We start from the raw sequence: 26,156 nt of genomic DNA, 5'->3' as shown, positions 1-26,156 counted from the left end.
TACAACGAAATGCGCTTCGAGGATGCCAAAGGCGGCGAAGGGCTGTTTATGCATGCGCAGCGGGACATGAGCACCACGGTAAAGAATGATCAATCCCTGACCGTTGAGTCGGGAAATCGAACATTAAACATTCTGGCGGGTAACGAAACGAAAACCGTGAAGCAAGGCGGTTTGTCGGAAAATATTTGTACCCTGCGCAGTACCGATGCCAATGCGGTTCAGGTTAAGGCTAAGGCGGGTAAAAGTGGGCCGGGAACACAGCGTTACGAAGCCTCGGATGACATTACGCTCAAAGTCGGGCCGGGCGAAATAAGCATGACGACCACCCATATTGTGATCAAATTTGCCGGTTCCAGCATTCAACTTGATGCCGAAGGCGTATTTATTAATGCCCCGGTGATTAATCTGAACAAATAACAACATGATGTATGGCATCCGGAATAATAAGGATGCCTGACGCGCGATTAATAAGAGAAAAATAATGACTGAACCGAATGAACTCTCCCTGTTTCATTTTAACGAGGGCGCGATTGCGCTCCCTGCTGCCTGGAAAGACCTGAGTGTTTTGGTGTTGAGTGCCGCCGATAACGATAAAAGTGGTATCAGTTTCACCATCTCCAGAGATGTTATTCCGTGGGGCATGTCATTTAGTCAGTTTGCCGTGAGTGAGATAGCCAGCCTGTCGAGGCAGTTGAAGGATTATCAGCACATTAATCAGGAAGAACAGCCCCATCCGGCGGGTAAAACCATCGTGTCTGAATTCAGTTGGTCATCGCCACAAGGGGCCATCCATCAATTAATGATGCTACTTGATCTCTCCCCCAAGGTGTTGGTGTTTACCGCGACGATCCCCGGCACGATGAGCGATGAACAGCGGCAACAAATCCGTGTGTTGATGAGCACATTCCAGTTACGGGACCCGGCAGTGTCAGGAAAAGCCGCCACAGAGTAATGCGAGGGACTCGATGAGTATTGGACAAGGCGTATGGAGTGGTGCAGGAGCAGCAGGTGGGCGGTCGGCACTGCGTCAGGATGTGATGGAGCAACAACGGGGTGCCTCTCCTCCCGATACTGATGCTGGCGGTGCTGAACGTTTCAATGAGCAGGCCCTGGGTTTTATGGAAAGCGAGGGCGTAAACTATACGATAACGGCGGGTATGGGCGCTTATGCAGTGGCGACGGGGGCGGGTGCCCCCTTTGCTGTTGGATTAGCCGCCGGGTATGTCGGCGCGAAAGCGGGGAGTTACGTTGGTGATAAAGCCGGTCATGCTCTGGCTGGCGCGCTGGGATGGGCGAAGGTGGCGACAGACGGTGATGCTCCGGCCCGTCTGGGTGATGCGATTGCGCATCAGAAAAAAGATCTCGGTTCGTGGGGGGTATTAGGGGGGATCCTGCTGGGTGCTGTCGCGGCGGTAGCGGTGGGGGCGTTGGTGGTCGCAACAGGCGGGGCCGCGTTGGTGGTGGTTGCCGCCGCGGCGGCGGCAGGTGGATTTGTTGGCGCAGGCGTGGCGGCCACGTGTGCAGCCCTGGGCCAGTACGGTGAGAATAAAGGGACGATCACCGGTGGCTCTCCCAATGTGAATTTTGAGGGAAAACCGGTTGCCCGTGTTGGTGATCCGATTGTCTGCAGTGACCATCCCGGCGTCCCTCAGGTGATTGCCGAAGGGGCGAAAACGGTGTATGCCAACGGCAAGCAAATCGCCCGTCTGGGGCACCGTACGACCTGCGATGCCAATATTAACAGCGGCGCAGCTACGGTCGCTGAAACCCAAGAAACGGCCTATGTCTTTGCGGTGAAAGACAGCCGCAGTTCGGTGTTGCGCTGGGTCGCCATTGTGGCCAGTCTTCTGCCTCTGCCGAAAGGGAAAAAGAACAACGGCAAGCCAAAGAAATCGGTTGAAATCGAGGGGAAATGCTCAACAAAAACGGGGTGTGCCAGTGATCCTGTTGATGTTGCAAGCGGTGATTTTTTACAAATATGGCCGATGATTGATATCCCCGGCCAGTTACCCCTCAATTTAACGCGGCTCTACCGCTCCAGCGCCAGTCTGTCAGGCAGTTTTGGTGATAAATGGGCGGATAACTGGTCACAGCAACTGACGATCAACGGTTCGCTGATCCGCTTTCGCAACCATGAAGGTGTGGTACTGACCTACGATGCACCTGAAGATGACGTTGAATCGGTCAACCTGCATGAAGGTCAGTACCTGCTTTATGGCCAGCGCAGTGGTGTCCTGCATATTTTTAACCGACAAACCCAGCAAATCCTGAGTTTTGCCGAACGGCAGGGGGATACGCGCCGTTTATCTGCTATCAGTGATCGTTTTGGTCGTCAGATCCGTTTGGGCTATTCGGCTGACCAGCAGCTTATTCGCCTTGATCACAGTGCGGGCTATGCGCTGGAACTGAGCTACCAGCAACATCAACTCACGTTGATCGAACTGGTGACCGGCACACAACGTCAGTGGCTGGTGACATGTCGCTACGCTGAAAACGGTTTACTGGCTGAATGTAATACGTTCCAGTTTACCCACCTTTCCCATGCCTATAATGCCGCCGGTCATATGATCCGCTGGCATGATACCGACAAGACCGATGCTTATCTTCAATACGACACCCTGGGCAGGGTGTTGTCCACCCGTACTGCCAGTGGGCATTATCAGGATCGTTTTTTCTATGACGACAGGGCCCGCTGTACCACCTATCAGGATGCTGAAGGGGGAGAGACCCAATTTTGGTATAACACGGAAGGTCAGGTGATCCGTGAAGTCGATCCACTGGGACGCGAGCATCTCACTGAATGGGCGTTCAGTAATAAGTTGTCTGAAACCGATGCGTTAGGGCGCACGACTGAATTCCGGCGTAATACATTTGGTGAGGTCGAGCAGGTCATTACGCCCGCGGGGGAGACTTACCGTTACGATTACAATGGCTTCGGGCAAATCACGCAAAGTACCCAGCCTGATAACCAGTGCTGGCGATTCTGGTATGGGGAGCACGGGGAGCTGTGCAATCAGGTTGATCCACAGGGGCGACGACAGGAATACCGTTACAGCGAACAGGGTGAACGGGTGCGGCACATTCTGCCCGACGGCACAGAGTGGCGCTACCGTTATAATGCTCAGCAGCAGGTCAATGAGGTTATTGCGCCGGATGGCGGTGTCACGCTGCTGGCGCAGGATATTTTTGGCCGGTTGCTGGAAACGCAGGATCCGCTGAATCAGATAACCCGCTATGGCTACAGCCCACAGCATGCCAGCCCGGCAGGCAGCCTGAGCCAGGTATCGTTGCCGGATGGCGTGGAGCAGGCCATCGCCTATGACAGCGAGAAGCGTATTGCCGCGCTGACCGATGGCGCGGGGAAAACCACCCGTTACGAATACGGGGGTTTTGATTTACTGACCGGCCTGATACGCCCGGACGGGCAGCGGCTGACCTTCGGCTATGACACACTGACGCGCCTGAATCAGGTGACCAATGCGTCAGGTGACACCTATCGCTATACCCGTGATCGGGCCGGGCAGGTGATCAGCGAAACCGATTTTACCGGGCGCACGGTTCATTATCAGTATGATGCGGTGGGGCGGCGTATCGGGGCGCGTTACCCGGATCAGCGCCTTGTTCGCTGGCACTACTCGATGCAGGATCAGGTGCTGGCGCAGCAGACCTGGCACTGCGATGCACTGAGTTCCACGCTGGTTGGCACGGTCAGCTACGGTTATGACCGTGCCGGTCGTCTGCTGAGCGCGACCAATGCGGATGCGGTGGTGGAGTTTGATTACGACGAGGCGGGTCAGTTGGTTGCGGAGCGGCTGAATGGCCGGGAGGTGCGGCATCAGTGGGATGCGCTAAACGGTACCCCTGTTGCCCGACAGGTGGGTGAGCTGGGGCTGGCGTTTGTGTACGGTGCACAGGGCGAACTGACCCGGCTACAGCTGGCGGGCCATCAGCCCCTGGCGTTGCAGCATGACCGGTTGGGGCGGGAGACGGTACGTGAAAGCGCAGCCGGGTTTATTCAGGCCTGCAATTATACCCCGAGCGGGCTGTTGGCCCATCAGGCGGCCGGGCGTAACTCGGCATTATTCCAGCAACAGTTGATCGCCCCGGAGAGCCCGGCCTTGCACGGCAGTGCGGTCAACCGCAGTTGGCAGTATGACCGGGCTTATAACGTGGTGGGGATGGATGACGGGCGTTGGGGTAAAACGCAGTACCAGTATGATCGCAATGACCAGGTCGTCCGCGCTGATTTTGGTGGTTTTTTGCCGTTGCAGGAGCAGTTTAGCTACGATGTGAACCAGAACCTGCGCGAGCATCGCTGTTTACCGCGTGGGGCACAGGCGGTTTTGGCGCAGGCGAGCCAGCAACAGCAGGCGGGCCGGGTGGTGAAGCGCGGTGACAGTCAGTACCGTTACGATGCTGGCGGGCGACTGGTGGAGAAACGCAGCCAAAAAGACGGCTACCGGCCACAGCTGTGGCGTTATCGCTGGAATGAGCAGGATCAGTTATCCGAATTGATCACGCCGACGGGGGCGCGCTGGCGCTACGGTTATGATGCCTTTGGGCGACGTATTCGAAAACTGCGGGTAGTGGATACCCCGCCGCTCAATGAGATGGACGCGCCTTCCACCGGTCCGGCCACGGCATCACTGGCCGGTTACGCGTACCTGTGGAGCGGCGACCAGTTAATCGAAGAGGTGCCGGTGTATGCCGACGGCACGGTGGCGTATGAGCAGGGGATCCACTGGCTGTATGCGCCGGGCGGATTAACGCCGATGGCCCGCTATGCGCAAGGCAAACTGCATTATGTGGTGGCGGACCCTCTGGGTACGCCGCGGGAGTTGCTGAATGAGCAGGGCAAGGTGGTGTGGGCGAGCCGTCTGAGCACCTGGGGGCAGGCGGAATTATGGCGACAGGCGGCGAATGATGAGGATCGGGTCAGCTGTAACCTGCGTTTTGCGGGTCAGTACGCGGATGCAGAATCCGGGTTGCATTACAACCGGTTCCGCTACTATGATGGCGAGACGGGGCAATATCTATGCCCGGACCCGATAGGGCTGGCGGGGGGATTAAACCCGTACGGGTATGTGCATAATCCGGTGAGCTGGGTGGATCCGCTGGGGCTGGCGGGTTGTCCTACCAATAAATATGAAGTAGGGACTTTTGATGATTTACAGCGGCGTTCAAAAGTTGGTGACGGGTTGGATATTCACCATGCCGCTCAAAAGCACCCAGCAGGCCAAGTTATATCTGGTTATGATCCTAAAACAGCTCCATCCATAGCCCTTCCAAGAGCTGAACATAAATTAATACCAACTATGAAAGGTCCGTTTACTGGAACGGCAAGAGATCTATTAGCAAAAGATATACGAGATCTTCGTAACTATACCAACGCTCCACCTTCAACCATTAAAGATCTTATCAGGCTTAATAAAGAAATGTTCCCTGATGTTTTCACTAAATTAAGGTAAGTTAAATGGATGCTGAAAAATTTGTAGATATATTAAATGTTGTTGTGAAAGATGCAGTGGTAGAAGATGTAATATCTGTGCTGGAATCACCGCCAGGTAGGAAACCATCAAAAGAATTAGTTGATTTATCTGGTTTTTATAATGCTCAGGCCGATGAGGTTAAAGAGTTTATAAATAAGATAATTAAGCGTGTTGCTGATGATTCTTTATTTGGTATGTTATGTGTTATCGACGGTGTGCGTGCGATAGAAGATGATGAAAATAAAGGGGAGTTAGTTCTTACTTACCATAAGGATAACAAGTCACCTGTCGTGTTAAACGAAAATAAAGATCTGCACGATATATACAACGCCAATTAGGCTAAGGCCAGAAGAGATCTACCATGATCCTTCTGGCTTTTCGTCTGTTGCTACGCCAACACATTATCCTGCTGCACCCGAATCACCACCTCGCCGGGCATTACGCTGATCGCCAGCGGTTGTCCGGTTAAGCCTGTTTGTGTGAGCCATTCTCCGGACAGAGACAGTTCACCATTGTTTTGTATCCAGTCCATACCAATATGGTGATCGTTTTCAATCTCATTAAGTACCCGTTGGGTCGCGATCTCATTGGCGATTAAAATTATTATCAGGCCATTTCGATATTGTTGTATTTTAAATACTGCGCCGGGCGTAAATCCTGCCTTTATAATATTTTTAATTATACAAAGTGACTGGTTTAGCCAGCCACGTTTTTTTGTTTTATAAATTCTGCGTGATAAAAACAGATCAACTGCCTGTTGCCATTAAAACCTCGTCAACAAAGCGTTTGGCGCGGGGGATATCCTCTTCATCAACATGTTCAATAATCAGTGGAATATTAGGATGCTTCTGGGCCAGCAACTCGACATATAACGGATAATTCAACGCGCCTAATCCTGCTGCCGGTAATTCTACTGAACCCGCCCCTCTAAAGCTGTTATGTTCCGTGGCACCTCCACCAAATGTTCAAGTGCTTAATCAACCCTTCCCGAGTTAAATCGGCATTGACGTTGGTGAACTGAATAGCCTTCGCAACCTGGCGGGGATCATTGAAATCAATCATTTACTTATACTCCTGTTTGCTAAATAAGCGCATGTAACGATGTGTATGTGACTACGTGTATGTAGCTGTGTGTATGTAGCTGCGCATCGGTAACTATGCGGTGGACATGGGCTTACTTTAGGCAAGTGTGGCGTAAAGCGTGATAGGCAGGATTCCCCGCTACATGGATAGAATTTTCAGGTCAATAAAGTTGTGATCTGGCTCAAGAAATTACCCGTATTCTGCCCTGTCGATGGGGTCGAATGACGAAGACAGGCGCCATAGCGACAGAGAACGGCATCGTACGATCTGCTGGCGGCGATATTGATAATCTGCGTTTATCCAATCATCCAATCATCCAATCATCCAATCATCCAATCATCCAGTCATATCAAAATCAAAAATGATATTTAGAAATATGCTTTTTCGTTGTTATTTTTATAACTCTTAAATGTGCAATCAATGTTAAAAATAACTTTTTGATATAAGGAATAACCATGCGCGTTATCTCTTTGGCGGGTAGTCCACGTACTCCCTCACGCTCTGCGGCACTGTTAAATTTAAGCCAACACTGGTTACAACAGCAGAATGTGGAGGTGATCCCCTACACCTTGCACGATTTCCATGCTGATGATCTGCTGCATGCCAATTTTAGTAGCCCTGACGTCAAAGCTTTTGTTGCACAGCTAGCAACAGCAGATGGCCTGTTAATTGCCACACCTATTTATAAAGCGTCTTTTTCTGGCGCTCTGAAAACCTTACTCGATTTGTTACCAGAGAGGGCATTGGACCATAAGGTGGTTCTACCACTGGCGACTGGTGGTTCCATCGGCCACATGCTGGCGGTGGACTATGCGCTGAAACCAGTATTGACCGCACTAAAGGCCCAAGAGGTGCTGCATGGTGTTTTCGTCGATGACAGCCAGGTGGTTTTTCACGATGAGCAGGTCACGGTCTCTGTGAGTGCGACAACCCGGTTAGAAGAGGCGTTGGAAAGCTTCTATCTGGCACTCGGTCGCCGTAAACCTCCGGCGTCTCACGCTGTGCCATCTTCGTTGGCGCGGCAAACGGCTGCCTAATAAAGGAAATCATTATGTCGCTATCTTTCTTTTTTCGTCGCGGGTTCAACGTTCACCACTGGCTCAATATCGGGGCAATGGCCGCTATTATTACGTTAGCGTTCACTAACACAGTGATTGCACAGGATAGCGCCCCGGCCCAGCTCCGCATTGGGTACCAAAAAGGCTCGGTGAATCTGGTGTTGGCGAAAACTCACCAATTGCTGGAAAAACGCTTTCCTGATACCCAAATTAGCTGGATTGAATTCCCGGCAGGCCCGCAAATGCTCGAAGCGTTGAACGTCAACAGCATCGATTTGGGCAGTACTGGCGATATTCCGCCCATTTTTGCTCAGGCTGCTGGTGCTGATCTGCTGTATGTCGGCATGGAGCCGCCGAAACCGAAGGCAGAAGTAATTTTGGTTCCGGAAAACAGCTCGATTAACAGCGTTGCTGAACTGAAGGGCCATAAAGTGGCCTTCCAGAAAGGCTCAAGCTCACACAACCTGCTCTTGCAGGCACTGCAAAAAGCGGGGCTAAAATTTACCGATATCCAACCTGTCTACCTCACGCCTGCTGATGCACGAGCGGCTTTCCAACAGGGCAATGTTGATGCTTGGGTCATTTGGGATCCCTACTATTCCGCCGCCTTGTTGCAAGGGGGCATACGGGTACTGATAGATGGCAGCCAATTAAACCAGACAGGCTCTTTCTATCTGGCTTCTCGTCCTTATACCGAAGCTAACGGCCCATTTATTCAGCAGGTGCTGGAGGTGCTGACGCAGGCTGATGCGTTGACGCTTAGCGATCGAGCACAAAGTATCACGCTACTGGCCAACGCGATGGGGCTACCAGAGGCCGTGATTGCCAGCTATCTGGATCATCGTCCACCCACGGCTATCCAGCCTTTGAGTCAGGCGACGGTTGCTGCCCAACAAAGAACGGCCGATCTGTTTTTCGCCAACCGGCTGTTACCGGTCAAAGTGGATATTTTGCAACGTGTTTGGCAGCCAGCCGGGCAATTATCCTCAAAGCCATCATCTTCAAGCCAATCATCTCCAAGCCAATTACCTACAGAGCAACCGTCTATAGCGCAGACATCTATAGAGCAATCATCTACAGCAAAATCACAGACCAAGTAATGATAAGGAGAGCCTGCGATGAGCATTAACGTATTCTGGTTTTTACCTACCCATGGCGATGGTCACTATCTGGGCAGTTCTGAAGGGGCACGCGCGGTCGATTATAGTTATCTACAGCAAATTGCCCAAGCGGCTGACCGGCTTGGGTTCGGTGGTGTGTTGATCCCAACGGGCCGTTCTTGTGAGGATTCTTGGTTAGTTGCCGCTTCGCTTATCCCGGTTACCCAACGGCTGAAATTTCTGGTCGCGCTGCGCCCTGGCATCATCTCCCCCACGCTGGCCGCCAGGCAGGCCGCTACGTTGGATCGGCTTTCTAATGGCCGGGCGCTGTTTAATCTGGTCACCGGTGGCGATCCAGAAGAGTTGGCCGCAGAAGGGTTACACCTTAATCACACTGAGCGCTACGAGGCTTCTGCCGAATTTACTCATGTGTGGCGCAAGGTGCTGGAAGGTGAAACCGTTGATTTTGCTGGCAAGCATATTAAGGTAAAAGGCGCCAAGCTGTTATTTCCGCCGGTTCAACATCCACGGCCTCCACTGTATTTTGGCGGTTCCTCGGCAGCAGCTCAAGATTTGGCCGCTGAACAGGTTGAGCTGTATCTGACTTGGGGAGAAACCCCCGAACAGGTGAAGGAAAAAATTGAGGAGGTGCGGGCTAAAGCGGCGGCAAAAGGGCGCACAGTACGTTTCGGCATCCGCTTGCATGTCATCGTCCGTGAAACGACCGAAGAGGCTTGGCGCGCAGCCAACCGTTTGATAGCCAATCTGGATGATAAAACCATTGCCGACGCGCAGCAGGCTTTCGCTCGTTTCGATTCTGTTGGTCAGCAGCGCATGGCTGCACTGCACGGCGGTAAGAAAGATAATTTGGAAATCAGCCCGAATCTGTGGGCCGGTGTTGGGCTGGTGAGGGGAGGGGCGGGTACCGCATTGGTAGGCGATGGCCCGACCGTCGCACAACGGATCCAGGAATATGCTGACCTGGGGATTGATACCTTTGTTTTCTCCGGTTATCCGCACCTTGAAGAAGCTTATCGTGTGAGTGAATTGTTGTTCCCACATCTTGATTTGGCTACCACCGAGCTACCGACGCAGCGGCCTGCAACCCAACCGCAAGGTGAAGTGGTCGCCAATATTTATGTGCCACAAAAAGTCTCGCAAAGCTGAGGAGAAACATGATGACAATCAGTGCACAACGAATTCTGCATCGGCTGGCCCCTTGGATTTTGCCCGTGGCGTTGGTGGTTGGCTGGCAAGTCGCGGTTGAGGCGGGTTGGTTATCCAACCGCATATTACCTGCGCCAAGTGCCGTAGTGACCGCATTTTGGGCACTGACCAAAAGTGGTGAGCTGTGGCAACACCTGACTATCAGCAGTTGGCGTGCCCTGATTGGTTTTAGCATCGGTGGCAGCATCGGATTAGTGTTGGGGGTCATCACGGGTTTGTCTCGCTGGGGAGAGCGGTTACTCAATAGCTCGGTCCAGATGATCCGTAATGTCCCGCATTTGGCACTGATCCCGCTGGTGATCCTGTGGTTCGGCATTGACGAATCCGCCAAAATTTTTCTGGTGGCACTCGGTACGTTGTTCCCTATTTATCTGAACACCTATCACGGTATTAAGAATATTGACAGTGGCCTACTGGAAATGGCGCGCAGTTACGGGCTGAGCGGTTTTCGATTATTGACGCAAGTGGTGCTGCCAGGTGCGTTGCCATCGATCATGGTCGGCGTGCGTTTTGCGCTCGGATTTATGTGGCTGACGCTTATCGTGGCTGAAACCATTTCCGCCAATTCGGGTATTGGTTATTTGGCAATGAACGCCCGTGAATTTCTCCAGACCGATGTGGTGGTGGTGGCCATTGTTCTGTATGCCCTATTAGGCAAACTGGCCGATGGCAGTGCACAACTGCTCGAACGAGTCTGGTTGCGTTGGCATCCGGCCTATCAACAGAAATCAGGAGAAGCGCAATGACCACACTGACTCATATCCCGCAAGGGACGCCAATAACGTTGGAGTCGATCGGCAAACGTTATGGTAATCGTACTGTTTTAGATAATCTGCAACTGCGTATCACCGCAGGCCAGTTTGTGGCAGTGGTTGGCCGCAGCGGCTGTGGAAAAAGTACGTTGTTACGTTTGCTCGCGGGGTTGGAAGCGGCCAGTGACGGAACACTGCTAAGTGGTAATGCGCTGCTCAGTCATGCCAAGGATGAGACTCGTCTGATGTTTCAGGAGGCTCGTTTACTCCCGTGGAAAAAGGTGATTGATAACGTGGGGCTGGGCTTGCGTGGCCACTGGCGTGATGACGCGTTGCAGGTATTGGACACCGTCGGGCTGGCAGATCGCGCCAATGAATGGCCCGCGGCATTATCAGGCGGGCAAAAGCAACGTGTTGCACTGGCGCGGGCGCTGATCCATCGCCCCCGTTTATTGTTGTTGGATGAACCGCTGGGCGCGTTGGATGCGTTGACCCGTATTGAGATGCAGGGCCTGATTGAACGTCTCTGGCAACAGCATGGTTTCACCGTATTGTTGGTGACGCATGACGTGAGTGAAGCTATCGCACTGGCGGATCGCGTGCTGCTGATTGAGGAGGGGCGTATTGGTTTGGATCTGGCTATCGATTTGCCGCGCCCACGTCGCAAAGGATCGGCGAAGCTGGCCGCGCTGGAGGCCGAGGTGTTGGAAAGAGTCCTGTCCCCCCCCAAGGCATTGAGGCATCACGCCAAGGTACAGCAACATCACGACGGGTGGCGAATTGAGACGGCTCAAATAGGGCCCTGAGTACAACGGGAAAATACCTAAATGGATATTTTAACAAACATCCATAACCTTCCCAGTCAGTTTCCTGCACTGTTCCAGACCACTAGAAATGGGGGGGGATTTGGCGGGGAGACTGACTCTCTTTTAGTCACTTCAGTCTTAGTCACTTCAGTTTCATTTAAAATAAATCAGAATGACTTCCTACACGGTAGAGTTTAATTTCTGAGTCGGTACGTTGATAAATTAACAATAAATTTGGCATGCCATGGCATTCAAGATAACCAATATAGTTACCGATTAATGGATGCTCTTTATATTTTGGGGGTAACGCTTCACCTGTCTGTAACAGTGAAATGGTTTCTAAAATAACTTTCTGCGCCTTTTTATTCTTGGTGTAACGCTTTGCATCTTTTTTAAAGCGGCTCTGATAGACAATTGTCAGCATTGTTACCAACCAAGATCACGTTTGAGCGCATCCACCGAGTCAACACGGTAAACCTCCACCCCGTTTTCGAGATCTCGAATAGCCTGTAACGTTTCCTGATTAGGTTGCAGTAAATCAATGGGTAGTTCTGCGTTAACGGCAAGGCGATTAACGACCATACGGATCACCGTAGACAAATCGAGGCCAAGGGCTTTGGCATTAGCCATTGCAGCGGCTTTTGAGGCCGGTGAAACTCGGGCACGAACAACAGTATCAGTCATAATAACCTCCATTAAATTACCCTTATTGTAGCTACGATGTAGCTACGCATCAAGGTGTTTGAGCGATGTTTATTCGATGAACCTATTCATTTGATGATCTAAAGTTTCTCATCAAATTAATGCGTCCCGACAAATTAATTGAAGAAAATGTATTAAATGTCGCGATCGGGTGTTGATTAGTCACCACAGATGGCTAGATAATCGTTTGCCTTAAATGACATCTGCCCTAAACTTCGATTTTTTTTCAGTCATGCATTCTCCCAGCTAATCGTTTGCTATTTTTCCCCGCTCTGTGAGTCAGGGAGAGTTAGTGAGTTCATCGACAGGAACGGAAACGATTACGTAGGGAAGGGCGCTTGGCTTGGCATGCTATTTTAAAATGACACACAGGGGACATCACCATGTCTAGCAGCAACCCTCAAGCACAGCCAAAGGGCACGCTTGATGCATTCTTTAAGCTTAGTGAACGTGGCAGTAATGTACGCCAGGAAGTGCTGGCCGGTCTGACGACTTTTCTGGCGATGGTTTATTCGGTGATTGTGGTACCGAGTATGCTAGGCAAAGCCGGTTTCCCACCGACGGCGGTGTTTGTCGCGACCTGTCTGGTTGCGGGCCTCGGTTCTCTGTTGATGGGGCTGTGGGCTAACCTGCCAATGGCTATCGGTTGTGCCATCTCTCTGACGGCATTTACCGCCTTCAGTCTGGTATTGGGCCAGCAAATCAGTATCCCAGTGGCATTGGGTGCGGTCTTCCTGATGGGGGTGCTGTTTACTATTATCTCAGTAACCGGTATCCGTTCATGGATCTTGCGTAACTTGCCGATGGGGGTTGCACACGGTACGGGCATTGGTATCGGTCTGTTCTTGCTGTTGATTGCCGCAAACGGTGTCGGCTTGGTTATCAAAAACCCGATTGAAGGTTTACCGGTCGCGTTGGGGGCATTTACCTCTTTCCCTGTGATAATGACCTTGCTGGGTCTGGCCGTGATTTTTGGTCTGGAGAAACTGCGAGTGCCGGGGGGGATTTTACTGGTGATTATCGCCATCTCGGTGATCGGCCTGATTTTTGATCCAAGCGTGACCTATCAGGGTCTGTTCGCGATGCCAAGTCTGGCGGATGCTAACGGCGACTCTTTGATTTTCAGCCTTGATATCATGGGCGCTTTACAACCCGTGGTATTGCCAAGCGTACTGGCGTTAGTGATGACGGCGGTATTTGATGCGACCGGGACTATCCGTGCTGTCGCGGGGCAGGCTAACTTGTTGGATAAAGACGGCCAGATTATCAGTGGTGGTAAAGCGCTGACCACTGACTCCGTTAGCAGCATCTTTGCGGGTTTGGTCGGGGCGGCACCGGCGGCGGTTTATATTGAATCGGCTGCTGGCACTGCTGCCGGCGGCAAAACTGGCTTGACGGCGACGGTGGTCGGTATCCTGTTCCTGTTGATTTTGTTCCTCTCGCCGCTGTCGTATTTGGTTCCGGCTTATGCCACTGCTCCGGCGCTGATGTATGTCGGCTTGCTGATGCTAAGCAATGTATCCAAACTGGATTTCGAGGACTTTGTTGATGCGATGTCCGGCCTACTGTGTGCGGTATTTATCGTACTGACCTGCAATATCGTAACCGGTATTATGTTGGGCTTTAGCTCACTGGTTATTGGCCGGGTTTGCTCTGGTGAATGGCGTAAACTGAACGTCGGTACGGTGATTATTGCGGTTGCACTGGTTGCATTCTACGCGGGTGGTTGGGCAATTTAAGCCCACAGGTATTGCGAATGTTTGTAATGGTGGATGTTTGTAATGGTGGATGCTTGTCATCATGACCATTCGAGATTAGGACTATTTTTAATAGTGACTTTCCGCAATAGTAACTGCTTGTAATAACAATTGGTTGCAGGCATCGGGGGGGATTATCCTCCCCGATGTGAACCTAATATTATATATCCTTACTTTCTTTATTTTTTCTACGGGTTGTCACCGGTTTTTTCCCCGCTTCACAAAAAAGTGATCTACTATCGAAAGCGATACCCGGCCTTGGCTTACGGGCGGGTACGATAAAAAAATTATGTCGTGTGGAGTCTTAAGGAAAGCATGGAAATCTTTTTTACAATCCTCATTTTGATTTTGGTGGTATCGCTTTCTGGCGTTGTCACTCGAATGTTACCGTTTCAAGTCCCTCTTCCTCTGATGCAAATTGTCTGCGGTGCTTTGCTGGCTTGGCCCAATTTTGGGTTGCATGTCAATTTTGACCCAGAGCTATTCCTGGTGCTATTCATTCCGCCGCTGCTATTTGCCGATGGTTGGAAAACACCGACGCGGGAATTTATTCACCATGGGCGAGAAATATTGGGTCTGGCACTGGCATTAGTTTTGGTCACCATTGTGGGTATCGGTTATCTGATTTACTGGATGGTACCGGGTATTCCGCTGGTGGCAGCTTTTGCGTTGGCGGCGGTGTTATCGCCCACCGATGCCGTAGCGCTATCCGGTATCGTGGGTAAAGGGCGGATCCCGAAATCCATTATGGGCGTACTGGAAGGGGAGGCGTTGATGAACGATGCCTCTGGTCTGGTAGCGCTGAAATTTGCTATTGCAGTGGCGATGGGGACGATGATCTTTTCCGTTTCCGGTGCTACGCTGGAGTTCTTGAAAGTCGCGATCGGTGGTCTGCTGGCGGGTGTGGCGATAACCTGGTTGTACAGTAAATCGCTGCGTATTATGAGCCGCTGGAGTGGCGATGATCCGGCGACACAAATTGTCTTGCTGCTGCTGTTACCGTTCGCCTCCTATCTGGTTGCAGAGCACCTTGGCGTCTCCGGTATCTTGGCTGCGGTGGCGGCGGGGATGACCATCAGCCAGTCGGGTATTATTCGTAACGCCCCGTTGGCGATGCGATTGCGTGCTGACAGTGTGTGGTCGATGTTGGAGTTTGTGTTTAACGGCATGGTATTTATCCTGCTGGGCCTGCAATTACCGGGGATCTTGGAAACCTCCATCACTCAGGCAGAACTGGACCCGACTATCCAAACCTGGAACCTATTCGCTGATGTTGCCATTATTTATGGCGCGTTGCTGTTGCTGCGTTTCAGTTGGTTGTGGTCAATGAAGAAAATCAGTAAGCGGGTGCTGACCAAGCGGCCACTGCAATTTATCAATTACACTACCCGTGAGCTGTGGGTTGCTTCATTCGCCGGGGTGCGTGGGGCGATAACCCTTGCCGGTGTGCTGTCGATTCCCTTATTCCTTAGCGATGGCTCAGCCTTCCCATCCCGCTACCAATTGGTCTTTATCGCCACTGGCGTGATCTTGTTGTCGGTGATTATTGGGGTGATTGCCTTGCCGCCGTTATTGCGCGGGGTGGTGGTTGCGGATAAGAGTGCCAGCCGTGAAGAAATACGTTTGGCTCGGGCGGCGATGGCAGAAGTCGCGATTGTTAGCCTGAATAAGATGGAAGAGCGGCTAACGGCCAGTAGTGAGGAGAATATTGACTCAGAGTTACTGAAGGAGGTTAGCTCGCGAGTCATCGGTACATTGCGGCGGCGCACGGGCAGTAAAGATGAAGTTGAGAATACGCTGCTGATTGAAAATCTGGAACGGCGCTTTCGCTTAACCGCTCTGCGGGCCGAACGTGGTGAGTTATATCACCTGCGTGCCACGCAGAAAATCAGCAATGAAACCCTGCAAAAGCTACTGCATGATTTGGATTTGCTGGAAGCGCTGCTGATCGAAAAAGAAGGTTAATACCTCTGGGTGGGGCTGATTTTGCCCCGTTTACCGATGACATGAGACTTAAAACTTAATCGACTCATCGGGGTTCATTCGCTTGCCGCCTACCAAAATAGCCTTCCCTGGGGGCTGGCGCGGACGCTTTACTTTTCTGCCTATCCTCACCGTTCAAGATAGAGTCGGGGGGGGGGCAGCAGTCTGGCAGTACTGTGCTTATCAGAGGGTAACAAAGGCGGCCTTATTAGAGGGGGGAGGTTATGGTCTAACAGACATAACCCCGAAAAGAGAAAACGCTGAGTTATGTCCGTAAGCGTGCCTGTTTGGGCTGTTTAGATACAAACCTGACCGTCATCATAAATAACACTGAGTGCGACCATTTTGTCCCCTAAGAAATAAAACATCAGCCGTGTTGGACTGTTCTGAATTGGGGCCACACCAATTGTCGTGGTGAAATAAAATTGTCGGGTGAATGTGTCTGTTTCTTCATCATTGGGTACTTCTCTGGCTTCATTTTTCTTTGCCCAAGCCTCAAATCCAGCGGTGTAGTAAGGCAGACGCAGAGCGAAAATATCGTTTGCATCGTCAAAGTAAGGTGATGATTGCCCCAGATCTGTTCGCAAATCGGTGCTGGTATGGGAAACGGTAAAACTGTCATTTTGAGATAATGCTTTAATTAATTGATGTGCAGAGGTTTTCTGAGTGATAGTAAGATCACCCAGCACTAAACTCAGGTTGTCAGGAATGCCAATAAAGTGACTGACTCCAACACTGTTATCATCCTGGCTGACATTAAAAGCGGCTCCGGGGTATTGGTAATATTTCCAGTCTGGGTGCCCGACACAATCTCCGTCTACTAAGAAATAATTGTCACCAATATTGATGGGTTCACCAAAGGCGGTGACTAACGCATTTCGCGTTAATGGCCGCTTTTTGCTCAGATTAAGGGTCAGGGCATTAGCGAGTGGCTGCGGTGTTGGGATCGGAACAAGAAGATTGTCTTTTTCTGGATGCGCACGTAATACCCACTGTTGAGGTTGTGGGTCATCATCCGTCATACGTGGCATGATTTCCCCGTAAATGACCCCGTCCTCAATGTTGGTTAATAGCGTCTGATTATCCGTGGTAAAGGTGCCTGTCGGGATTTGCCCTACCTGTTTCCAGCCTTGGTCATCCTGAAGATAAATGGCGTAATAGCTGTACCAGTCGTTAGAGGGTATTTCTTGGTCAAGACCATTGAGGCCTTCCCAGGTAAAGGGGACTAACGCGTCGATTTTACCATCTTGATTGATATCGCCAAATAAGATAGCTAAACCGTCTTCTGTTTGTTCAAAAGGCAGGTACAGATTGGATTCATTTGCGCCTTTTTCTTTTTTTAACATCGCGATTTTATCAATCGCAAAAGTGGCTGATAACGAATCGATCAGGGCTGGTTTGGTATCCTTAGGCTCAACCAAGAGGGTATTTGCCGTTACGCTGGCGGGTATCAGTAATGCTAAGAGGATGACTAACGATTTCATTATGCTTGGTCCTTCAGAAAACGGTATCAATGCAACATTTGAGCGATTAAACCACAGAATGAAATGGGCTGTGATTCTTACGACCCCAACGGCACGTTTCCCCTTCATTTGATTTTGTCAGCCTATAAATTGGTGAAATTAATACAGCGAGGGTTCGCCAACTGGGCGGGTTTTAAAGCGGCGGTGTAGCCACAGATATTGTTCCGGCGCGCGCATGATCTCTTTCTCGATCACTTTATTCATATAGCTGGCGGCGGCTATCTCATCGTCAATTGGGTAGTCTTCCAGCACGGGTTGGATCAGCAGGTCATAGCCACGGCAATCTTTTTTACGCAATAAAACTAACGGCAGCAGTGCGGGTTTTGCCAAACGGGCTAACATAAAGGTGCCGCTGGTGGTTGCCGCATGTTCTACGGCAAACAGCGGTGCAAAAACGCTGCCGCGCGGGCCATAATCCTGATCTGGTGCAAACCATACCGCTTCACCCTGCTTCAATGCTCGCACCATACCGCGCAGGTCTCTACGATCCAACATCGCTTTGTTGGATCGCATACGGCCCCAGGTCTGCACTAACTCCATCACTTTATTATTGTGTGGGCGATACATCGCCATCATTGGCTGACATTGCCCCATGACCCGGCCACCCAACTCTAATGACATAAAATGGACGCCAATTACCAGTACACCACGGTTACCCTGTTGTGCGCGTTTCAGGTTCTCCAAACCGGAGACGGAAAACCAGCGCTGTATCCGCGTATCGGACCAAAACCACGCCATCCCGGTTTCCAGCAATCCCATGCCCAATGATTCGAAATTACCGATGATAGTCCGCTCAAGGACTTGTTTATCCATGTCAGGAAAACAGAGTTCAAGATTACGTCGGGCAATGGAAACCCGCCGTTTGAGGAAGCGCATGGAGGTTCGCCCCAACCAAACACCCAATTTATTGAGTAGTGGGTAAGGGAGTTGAACTAACAAAAACAGTACGCTAAGGCCAAACCAGGTTAGCCAATAGCGTGGGTGTAGCAGGGAAATATGGAATTTCTGCGGCTTTATCATATGAACTCTATCGTTATGCGTTAAGTGCGAGTGTGTAACGCATAAGGACATAACTCGATAGCGATACATATCTTCGGACACCAGTGGTCAATCATCGTTTTCATGAATACAAAAATTGACGCAATTTTTACAGTAAAAGCGGGAATTCGCGTAGTGATTGACACCAAAGGCAGGCTACTTGTTAGCGAGGGCGGCTTTGCGCTGATTATACCATATCCATGATGAATGAAAGGAAAAGATCAACGTAGTCTACCTAGCCAGCGCCCCCTTGACGCAAACCAGCGTTATTTATCCGCATATGGTCTTATAAATAATTGTGTGAAAGTTTCATCTAAAAAAGGTGAACAGAGGTGGGTCGCCATTCGAAAATGAGAGGTCTATCCCAATTTCGCCTCATGATTATATCGATGGTTATCTTTTGAGTGTAGCTAACGTGCTACATGGCAAGTGTAAAATCATGATTGCATATTTTTTGTTATAAAATGGTTAATTAATTGGTTGTTTATCCTATTTATTTGATCGTATTTATTCTTAAATCAATTTTATTAACTAATTTTTAACCAAATAAATTACTTAAATTAACCTTAATGGGCTTGTATCACATTTCACTCTGGTCCGCCGAGCAGCCTCTTGTGTTTTTTTGTTAACCTTCGGTGTGTGAATGATAGTGACATGAAAATAAAACAATCACTTTGCAACATAACAAGATTTCTTACCTTGCAACCGCTCCGTTACCTGAAAAAAACAAGAAGGTATTGCTATGAAATTTAATCTCGCATTACTGAATGTATGTATCGTTTCTGCATGCATGCTGTTCAGCACACAAACCCTGGCAGCAGAGAAAAAACATGAGATTGCCGTTGTAGCGAAAGTGACCGGTATCCCCTGGTTTACCCGCATGGAAGTTGGGGTAAATGAAGCCGCGAAGAAGCTGGATGTCAATGCCTATCAAGTTGGGCCAGCGACACCGGACCCTGCGCAACAAGTTAAAGTGATTGAAGATCTTATCGCGAAAAATGTTGATGCCATTATTGTGGTGCCGAACGATGCCAAAGTGTTGGAGCCCGTGCTGAAGAAAGCACAGGAGAAAGGCATTGTGGTGTTGACGCATGAATCCCCAGATCAACGTATCGGGCAGTGGGACGTCGAAACCATCGATAGCGAAAAATATGCTCAGGCCAATATGGATGAACTGGCAAAAGCCATGGGTAACAAAGGTGGCTATGCCATTTATGTGGGTTCCCTGACGGTGCCATTACATAACGCTTGGGCTGATTACGCTATCAAGTATCAGAAAGAAAAATACCCAGAAATGTTTGAAGTCACCCCGCGTTTGCCGGTGGCAGAGAATATTGATAAGTCTTACTCCACCACGCTGGATCTAATGAAAACATATCCGCAAATGAAAGGGATTATTGGTTTCGGTTCACTGGGGCCAATTGGTGCAGGTCAGGCGGTTGCCAAGAAACGTGCTAAGGACCAAATTGCTGTCGTGGGTATTGCGATGCCTGCACAGGCAGCACCATATCTGATGCGTGGCGATATCAAAAAAGCCTTGCTGTGGGATCCAAAGGATGCCGGTTTCGCGGTAGTAGAAATTGCCAATCAATTGTTGAATGGCCAGAAAGTGACAGAAGATTTGACCATCGATGGCTTGGGTAAAGCCGATGTGGACAGTAAGAACGGGGTGATCCGTTTTAACAAGATCCTCGAGGTCACCAAAGATAATGCTAAAACGTTAGGCTTCTGATTTTCAGGTGCCACACCAGGGAATTGGCCGCAGATCCATCGTGGTCAGCAGTAAGATATTCGTTACCAGTACAGTAAGCTGTCAGTAATGCAGTAAGTTACCAGTAAACAGACAGTGGGGAAATAGCCCTGCTGTCTTCTCCACTATCACCCTATGGTTGTAGAACATAACGTCAAATTTATGACGTTAGGGAAGGTATTGTCATGACTCAGGCCACCGCATTTATCACTCTTGAAAATATCAGCAAGCGATTCCCCGGCGTATTAGCGCTGGATGGGGTGAATCTCACGCTGAACAAAGGAGAAGTGCACTGCCTGGCAGGCCAGAATGGCTGCGGCAAAAGCACCATTATCAAAGTGATTTCAGGAGTTTATCAGCCAGAGAAAGGCGCCAGTATCCTGATAGACGGCAAGCTGCTTCATCAGCTTACGCCGCAACTCTCATTCTATTATGGCGTGCAGGTGATTTATCAAGATCTGTCGCTATTCCCGAATTTAACCGTAGCAGAAAATATTGCCGTCCACCGTTATCTGCCCGGTGGGGATTTTTGGGTAAAACGTAAAAGTATGCGTGAACGGGCGCTGGCAGCGATGCAGCGCGTCGGGGTGTCGCTGGATCTGGATAAGAAAGTTGAACAGCTCTCTATTGCTGACCGCCAATTAGTGGCAATTTGCCGTGCTATCGCCGCCGATGCCCGCTTGGTGATTATGGATGAGCCAACCGCCTCACTCACCAGCCAGGAAGTCAAAGGCTTGTTGAATGTGGTCCGTGACCTGAAATCACAAGGCATTTGTGTGGTGTTTGTCAGCCACCGTCTGGATGAAGTGATGGAAGTGGCCGATCGGATCAGCGTGATGCGCGATGGCAAATGGGTAGGAACCTGGCAAGCCAGCGAGTTAGATAGCCATGAACTGGCGTTTCTAATGACAGGCCAGCGCTTTACTTACAGTCCGTTACCGCCGTTGGCAGCCAAAGCGGCACCGCTGCTGGAGATCAGGAAACTGAGCCGTGGTGAACAGTTCCGTAATATCGACCTGACTTTACATCAAGGTGAAATTGTTTCTATCACCGGTTTGCTGGGGGCAGGGCGAACGGAGTTATGCCTCAGTCTGTTCGGTATGACGCAACCCGAAAGTGGCGAAATATTCGTGGCCGGTGAGCCGGTGCGTTTTCGTCATAACCGTGATGCGATCCGCCATGGCATCGGCTATGTCTCTGAGGATCGCCTGACTCAGGGCTTGATCATGGAGCAGTCGATCTATGACAACACGATCGTGTCAGTTTTTGACCAATTACACACCCGCAGTGGCTTGCTGGATCACAGCAAGGCCGCCGCACTGGTAGATAAGTTGGTGCGGGATCTGAACATCAAAGTATCGGACACTGCTCTGCCGGTGAAAACCCTGTCTGGCGGTAATGCTCAGCGCATTGCTATTGCCAAATGGGTGGCGACACAACCGCGTATTTTGATCCTTGATTCACCTACTGTAGGTGTCGATATCGCCAACAAAGAAGGGATTTACCATATTGCCAAGGCATTGGCAGAGCAAGGGATGGCGGTATTGATGATTTGCGATGAGATCCCTGAGGCGTATTACAACAGCCACCGGGTGTTGGTGATGCGTAAAGGCGAATTGATCGCCGAGTTTTATCCTCATCAGTGTACCGAACAACAGATCGCCGAGGTGGTCAATGGATAAGCTAAAACTGCGCCAACTAACGGGGCACCATGAGTTTTATCTCGGGTTGCTGGTGTTGCTGTTGGCTATCGGGTTGAGTGTGCAAAGCCCTGAGTTCCTGACGTTGGGGAATTTAACCGATGTGGCTACCAGTTATGCCATTTTGGGGATTTTAGCCTGCGGTCTATTTGTGGTGCTGATTGCCGGTGGCATTGATATCTCTTTCCCGGCGGTCACGGCTATCGCGCAGTATGTGATGGCTTCGTGGGTGATTACGCATGGTGGCAGCTTCCCGCTGGCATTGGTCATGGCAATGGCGGTTGGCCTGTTGCTGGGGCTGATCAACGGGCTATTGGTTTATTGGCTGAAAGTCCCGGCGATCATTATCACCATCGCCACGCTGAATCTGTTCTATGGGCTGCTGGTTTACTTTACCAACGGGACGTGGTTGTACGGCTTCCCAGACTGGTTTATGACCGGTATTAACTGGTTCTCATTTGAAGGCAGTGACGGTTACGACTATGGCCTGACACTGCCGCTGTTATGTCTGGCGGGCACCATCATCTTCACCGGTGTCATGATGAATTACACCCGGTTAGGGCGGCAGATTTTTGCCATGGGCAGCAATAAAGATGCTGCCTCCCGTCTTGGCATTAACATCTTTAGATTGCACCTGTATGTCTACGGCTACATGGGCATATTGGCAGGCGTGGCGGCGGTAGTACAGGCTCAGATTTCCCAATCAGTCGCACCTAACTCCTTGATGGGATTTGAGTTAACGGTATTGGCTGCGGTGGTCCTTGGTGGCACCAGTATGAGCGGTGGGCGGGGTTCACTGACCGGGACGGTGCTGGGTGTCATGTTATTGGCTTTTCTGCAAAACGGCTTAACGCTACTGAGTGTCTCTTCTTATTGGCATACCGTTTTCAGTGGCGTGATTATTTTGGTGAGTATCAGTACCACCGCGTGGAATGAAAAACGCAAGTTGTTGAGGGAGCACTGAGATGACCTGGTTAAACCGAATTATCCCTGATGACCGTATTATCCGCCTGCAATTGCTGATTCTGATTGCGGTGATGTTGGTCTTCTCACTGACCCTGGGGCAACGCTTTTTCAGCTTAGGTAATTTCCAGTCGATGTCTTCGCAGTTGCCGATCTTAGGCATGTTGGCGTTGGGCATGGGGCTGACCATGCTCACCGGGGGTATTAACTTATCTATTATTGCCGGTGCCAATGCGTGCTCGTTAGTGATGGCGGCGATCATTGTCAGCCATCCGGGTCAACCCGCGTTTCTGCTGTTGGCGTTAGTGGCTGGGTTACTGGTCGCGGTGGCGATTGGTACCTTGAACGGGGTATTGATCTCAGTCATTGGCGTGTCGCCGATTCTGGCAACGCTGGGCACCATGACACTGATTACTGGCCTGAATATTTTGCTCTCCAATGGTGATGTGATTTCCGGTTTCCCGCCGGTCATTCAGTACATTGGCAGCGGCGATATTGCCGGTATTCCGGTGGCGATGATCTTATTCCTACTGGTCGCCGCGGGTCTGTGGGTATTACTGGAGCACACCACGCTGGGGCGCAGTATCTATCTGGTCGGTTCCAATGAGCAGGCAACCCGCTTTAGCGGCGTGAATACCCATCGGGTACAAATCGCGGTCTATATCTTATCGGCTTTACTGGGGTGGGGAGCAGCCATTTTGATGATGGCAAAATTCAACTCTGCCAAAGCCGGTTATGGCGAATCCTATCTGTTGGTCACCATTCTGGCCTCGGTACTGGGCGGGATTAATCCGGATGGTGGCTTTGGGCGAATTATCGGTTTGATCCTGGCGCTGGTGGTACTGCAATTACTGGAAAGTGGCCTGAATTTGCTGGGGGTGAGTAGCTACCTGACCATGGCGTTATGGGGTGGGGTACTGATCCTCTTTATCGCATTACAGAATCGTAAAGCTTAAGAATTGAGGGACAAAACAATGGCAAGTTACTTTATCGGCGTAGACGTAGGGACCGGCAGCGCAAGAGCCGGAGTATTCGATTTGCAGGGCCGTATGGTCGGGCAGGCCAGCCGTGAAATCACCATGTTTAAACCCAAGGCTGATTTTGTTGAGCAGTCTTCAGATAATATTTGGCAAGCGGTGTGTAATGCGGTGCGTGATGCGGTTAATCAGGCCGATATTAACCCGATTCAGGTCAAAGGGCTGGGTTTTGATGCGACTTGCTCGCTGGTGGTGCTGGATAAACAAGGGGATCCACTGACGGTTAGTCCTTCAGGGCGCAATGAGCAAAATGTGATTGTTTGGATGGACCACCGGGCGATCACTCAGGCGGAGCGGATTAATGCCACCAAACACCCGGTATTGGAGTTTGTCGGTGGTGTGATTTCGCCAGAAATGCAGACGCCAAAGCTATTGTGGTTAAAGCAACATATGCCGAACACGTGGAGTAATGTCGGCCATCTGTTTGATCTACCAGATTTTCTTACCTGGCGTGCCACGAAAGATGAAACCCGTTCGCTCTGTTCCACGGTCTGCAAATGGACCTATCTGGGCCATGAAGACCGCTGGGATCCGTCCTACTTCAAGTTGGTGGGGCTGGCCGATTTACTGGATAACAACGCGGCGAAGATAGGTGCGACGGTTAAACCCATGGGGGCACCGCTGGGGCATGGTTTAAGTCAGCGAGCGGCATCAGAAATGGGGTTGATTCCCGGTACGGCGGTCAGTGTGTCGATTATTGATGCTCACGCCGGGACGATTGGCATTCTCGGTGCCAGTGGTGTGACGGGGGAAAATGCTAACTTTGATCGGCGGATTGCGCTGATTGGTGGCACCTCTACCGCCCATATGGCGATGTCGCGCTCAGCACACTTTATCAGTGGTATTTGGGGGCCATATTATTCGGCCATTTTACCGGAATATTGGCTGAACGAGGGCGGGCAGTCGGCAACGGGTGCTTTGATTGACCATATTATTCAATCACATCCTTGCTATCCCGCACTGCTGGAACAGGCTAAAAATAAGGGCGAAACGATCTATGAGGCGCTGAATTATATTTTGCGTCAGATGGCGGGTGAACCTGAAAATATCGCGTTCCTGACTAACGATATTCATATGTTGCCGTATTTCCACGGTAACCGCTCTCCCCGTGCCAACCCAAATCTGACGGGCATTATCACTGGCCTGAAACTCTCTACCACGCCAGAAGATATGGCACTGCGTTATTTGGCAACCATTCAGGCGCTGGCATTGGGCACACGGCATATCATCGAAACCATGAATCAGAATGGTTATAACATCGACACCATGATGGCCAGCGGCGGAGGCACCAAGAACCCAATATTTGTGCAGGAACATGCGAATGCGACGGGCTGCGCCATGCTATTGCCAGAAGAGAGTGAGGCGATGCTGTTGGGGAGTGCCATGATGGGAACCGTCGCTGCTGGGGTGTTTGAGTCATTGCCGGAAGCAATGGCTGCCATGAGCCGCATAGGTAAGACCGTGACCCCACAAACCAATAAAATCAAAGCCTATTATGATCGTAAGTACCGGGTATTCCATCAGATGTATCACGACCATATGCGCTATCAGGAACTGATGAAGGAGGGCGCATGAGCCAGAATGGGGAGTGGCTGGCGGCCAGTGATGCCTGGATGATCTACAGCCGCGAACTGGCGGCATTAAAAGAGAATGTCGATCAACAGGTATGGTTGCAGGTACTGGATGCCTTGGCTGAATGCCGTGGAAAAATTGCGGTGACGGGGGTGGGGACATCAGGTATTGCGGCCCGTAAAGTGGCGCATATGCTAGCTTGTGTTGAGCAACCGGCGATTTACCTGAATGCAACTGATGCGGCACACGGTGATCTGGGGTTTCTCGGCGCACAGGACATCATTATTTTGATTTCCCGTGGCGGTAATTCTGATGAGTTAACCCGTTTGCTGCCCACCTTGCAACGTAAGCAGGTGAAGATTATCAGCGTGACGGAAAATGAACAGTCTGCGATTGCGCAGGTCTCCGCGTTGGTGCTGAAGACACATGTAAAGCAAGAGATCGATCCGCTGAATATGTTAGCGACAACATCGATTGTTTTAGTACTGGCGCTGTTTGATGCTATCTGTGCCTGCCTGATGGCGCGTACCGGTTTTACTAAAGAAACTTTATTGGCGGTTCATCCCGGTGGGAATGTAGGGATGGAATTACGTAAGCAGCAATAATCAATACTCAT

22 protein-coding genes and 2 pseudogenes are annotated in these 26,156 nt (G+C 50.7%); 17 read left to right on the top strand and 7 right to left on the bottom strand.

What is annotated here, in order from left to right; genetic code table 11:
• The 4 genes from AC971_RS24660 to AC971_RS09260 form a co-directional block, all read left to right on the top strand.
• A partial coding sequence (locus AC971_RS24660; protein WP_231573003.1) for a bacteriophage T4 gp5 trimerisation domain-containing protein occupies positions 1-417 on the top strand: 417 nt, incomplete at its 5' end.
• A gap of 64 nt (positions 418-481) precedes the next feature.
• Positions 482-952, top strand: a complete 471-nt coding sequence (locus tag AC971_RS09270) for a DcrB-related protein (RefSeq protein ID WP_048677555.1) — start codon at positions 482-484, stop codon at positions 950-952.
• A gap of 13 nt (positions 953-965) precedes the next feature.
• The gene (locus tag AC971_RS09265; protein WP_025381674.1) at positions 966-5,468 is read left to right on the top strand and encodes an RHS repeat-associated core domain-containing protein; all 4,503 of its coding nucleotides are present in this window, start codon (positions 966-968) and stop codon (positions 5,466-5,468) included.
• Positions 5,469-5,473: 5 nt separating this feature from the next.
• The gene (locus tag AC971_RS09260; protein WP_025381673.1) at positions 5,474-5,827 is read left to right on the top strand and encodes a hypothetical protein; all 354 of its coding nucleotides are present in this window, start codon (positions 5,474-5,476) and stop codon (positions 5,825-5,827) included.
• Positions 5,828-5,877: 50 nt separating this feature from the next.
• Here the strand turns inward: AC971_RS09260 and AC971_RS25110 are convergent, their stop codons facing one another.
• The 3 genes and pseudogenes from AC971_RS25110 to AC971_RS24240 form a co-directional block, all read right to left on the bottom strand.
• Positions 5,878-6,021 (bottom strand): SymE family type I addiction module toxin, encoded by a 144-nt coding sequence (locus tag AC971_RS25110; protein ID WP_038402041.1) that lies wholly within the window; start codon positions 6,019-6,021, stop codon positions 5,878-5,880.
• Positions 6,022-6,235: 214 nt separating this feature from the next.
• Positions 6,236-6,451, bottom strand: a pseudogene (locus AC971_RS22915) (sugar phosphate isomerase/epimerase family protein); the annotation flags it as partial.
• A pseudogene (locus AC971_RS24240) lies at positions 6,450-6,551 on the bottom strand (deoxyribose-phosphate aldolase); the annotation flags it as partial. The pseudogenes AC971_RS24240 and AC971_RS22915, both read right to left, overlap by 2 nt.
• Positions 6,552-7,027: 476 nt before the next feature.
• Here AC971_RS24240 and ssuE point away from each other — a divergent pair.
• The 5 genes from ssuE to ssuB are packed head-to-tail and all read left to right on the top strand — an operon-like array spanning position 7,028 to position 11,515.
• On the top strand, positions 7,028-7,609 hold the full coding sequence (gene ssuE / locus AC971_RS09255) for an NADPH-dependent FMN reductase (protein ID WP_025381672.1): 582 nt from the start codon (positions 7,028-7,030) through the stop codon (positions 7,607-7,609).
• A gap of 14 nt (positions 7,610-7,623) precedes the next feature.
• Entirely contained in the window at positions 7,624-8,730 is a 1,107-nt protein-coding gene (locus tag AC971_RS09250; RefSeq protein WP_025381671.1) for a sulfonate ABC transporter substrate-binding protein, read from the top strand.
• Between the two features lie 18 nt (positions 8,731-8,748).
• A complete protein-coding gene (gene ssuD / locus AC971_RS09245; RefSeq protein ID WP_025381670.1) occupies positions 8,749-9,897 on the top strand; it encodes an FMNH2-dependent alkanesulfonate monooxygenase in 1,149 nt (382 codons plus the stop codon).
• 11 nt (positions 9,898-9,908) lie between these two features.
• Positions 9,909-10,703: an aliphatic sulfonate ABC transporter permease SsuC gene (gene ssuC, locus AC971_RS09240; RefSeq protein ID WP_002213853.1), complete on the top strand. Its 795-nt coding sequence runs from the start codon at positions 9,909-9,911 to the stop codon at positions 10,701-10,703.
• Positions 10,700-11,515: an aliphatic sulfonates ABC transporter ATP-binding protein gene (gene ssuB, locus AC971_RS09235; protein WP_144236055.1), complete on the top strand. Its 816-nt coding sequence runs from the start codon at positions 10,700-10,702 to the stop codon at positions 11,513-11,515. The genes ssuC and ssuB overlap by 4 nt, the downstream gene beginning before the upstream one ends.
• Positions 11,516-11,672: 157 nt before the next feature.
• Here ssuB and AC971_RS09230 read toward each other — a convergent pair whose 3' ends face one another.
• Complete coding sequence (locus tag AC971_RS09230; protein WP_025381669.1) at positions 11,673-11,939, bottom strand: type II toxin-antitoxin system RelE/ParE family toxin; 267 nt, start codon at positions 11,937-11,939, stop codon at positions 11,673-11,675.
• Between the two features lie 2 nt (positions 11,940-11,941).
• Positions 11,942-12,199 carry a type II toxin-antitoxin system RelB/DinJ family antitoxin gene (locus tag AC971_RS09225; RefSeq protein WP_012104378.1) on the bottom strand — a complete coding sequence of 86 codons (258 nt, stop codon included), beginning with the start codon at positions 12,197-12,199 and terminating at the stop codon, positions 11,942-11,944.
• 401 nt (positions 12,200-12,600) lie between these two features.
• Here AC971_RS09225 and AC971_RS09220 point away from each other — a divergent pair, with 401 nt between their 5' ends.
• Together AC971_RS09220 and AC971_RS09215 are read left to right on the top strand one after the other, a co-directional pair.
• Positions 12,601-13,956, top strand: coding sequence for an NCS2 family permease (locus AC971_RS09220; protein ID WP_011193181.1), 1,356 nt, complete (start codon positions 12,601-12,603; stop codon positions 13,954-13,956).
• Between the two features lie 333 nt (positions 13,957-14,289).
• A complete protein-coding gene (locus AC971_RS09215; protein WP_025381668.1) occupies positions 14,290-15,939 on the top strand; it encodes a Na+/H+ antiporter in 1,650 nt (549 codons plus the stop codon).
• 314 nt (positions 15,940-16,253) lie between these two features.
• On the opposite strand, the gene AC971_RS09210 is transcribed toward AC971_RS09215, so the two are convergent.
• Positions 16,254-17,441 (bottom strand): hypothetical protein, encoded by a 1,188-nt coding sequence (locus AC971_RS09210; RefSeq protein WP_025381667.1) that lies wholly within the window; start codon positions 17,439-17,441, stop codon positions 16,254-16,256.
• A 138-nt stretch (positions 17,442-17,579) separates the two neighbouring features.
• On the bottom strand, positions 17,580-18,500 hold the full coding sequence (gene lpxP, locus AC971_RS09205) for a kdo(2)-lipid IV(A) palmitoleoyltransferase (protein WP_025381666.1): 921 nt from the start codon (positions 18,498-18,500) through the stop codon (positions 17,580-17,582).
• A 760-nt stretch (positions 18,501-19,260) separates the two neighbouring features.
• Here lpxP and AC971_RS09200 point away from each other — a divergent pair.
• The 6 genes from AC971_RS09200 to AC971_RS09175 all read left to right on the top strand — a co-directional run bounded on the left by AC971_RS09200 (position 19,261) and on the right by AC971_RS09175 (position 26,145).
• Positions 19,261-20,250, top strand: coding sequence for an autoinducer 2 ABC transporter substrate-binding protein (locus AC971_RS09200; RefSeq protein ID WP_025381665.1), 990 nt, complete (start codon positions 19,261-19,263; stop codon positions 20,248-20,250).
• A gap of 203 nt (positions 20,251-20,453) precedes the next feature.
• On the top strand, positions 20,454-21,950 hold the full coding sequence (locus AC971_RS09195) for a sugar ABC transporter ATP-binding protein (RefSeq protein WP_025381664.1): 1,497 nt from the start codon (positions 20,454-20,456) through the stop codon (positions 21,948-21,950).
• A complete protein-coding gene (locus AC971_RS09190; RefSeq protein ID WP_025381663.1) occupies positions 21,943-22,932 on the top strand; it encodes an ABC transporter permease in 990 nt (329 codons plus the stop codon). Before AC971_RS09195 ends, AC971_RS09190 begins: the two co-directional genes overlap by 8 nt.
• Before the next feature lies 1 nt (position 22,933).
• On the top strand, positions 22,934-23,887 hold the full coding sequence (locus AC971_RS09185) for an ABC transporter permease (RefSeq protein WP_011193178.1): 954 nt from the start codon (positions 22,934-22,936) through the stop codon (positions 23,885-23,887).
• Positions 23,888-23,905: 18 nt separating this feature from the next.
• Positions 23,906-25,543 carry an FGGY-family carbohydrate kinase gene (locus AC971_RS09180; RefSeq protein WP_025381662.1) on the top strand — a complete coding sequence of 546 codons (1,638 nt, stop codon included), beginning with the start codon at positions 23,906-23,908 and terminating at the stop codon, positions 25,541-25,543.
• Complete coding sequence (locus AC971_RS09175; RefSeq protein WP_025381661.1) at positions 25,540-26,145, top strand: KpsF/GutQ family sugar-phosphate isomerase; 606 nt, start codon at positions 25,540-25,542, stop codon at positions 26,143-26,145. Before AC971_RS09180 ends, AC971_RS09175 begins: the two co-directional genes overlap by 4 nt.
• Positions 26,146-26,156: the final 11 nt, after the last annotated feature.

Source organism: Yersinia similis, assembly GCF_001053095.1.
In the GTDB taxonomy this organism is placed as follows: Bacteria; Pseudomonadota; Gammaproteobacteria; order Enterobacterales; family Enterobacteriaceae; genus Yersinia; species Yersinia similis.
This window is presented reverse-complemented; position numbering and strand designations above follow the sequence as displayed.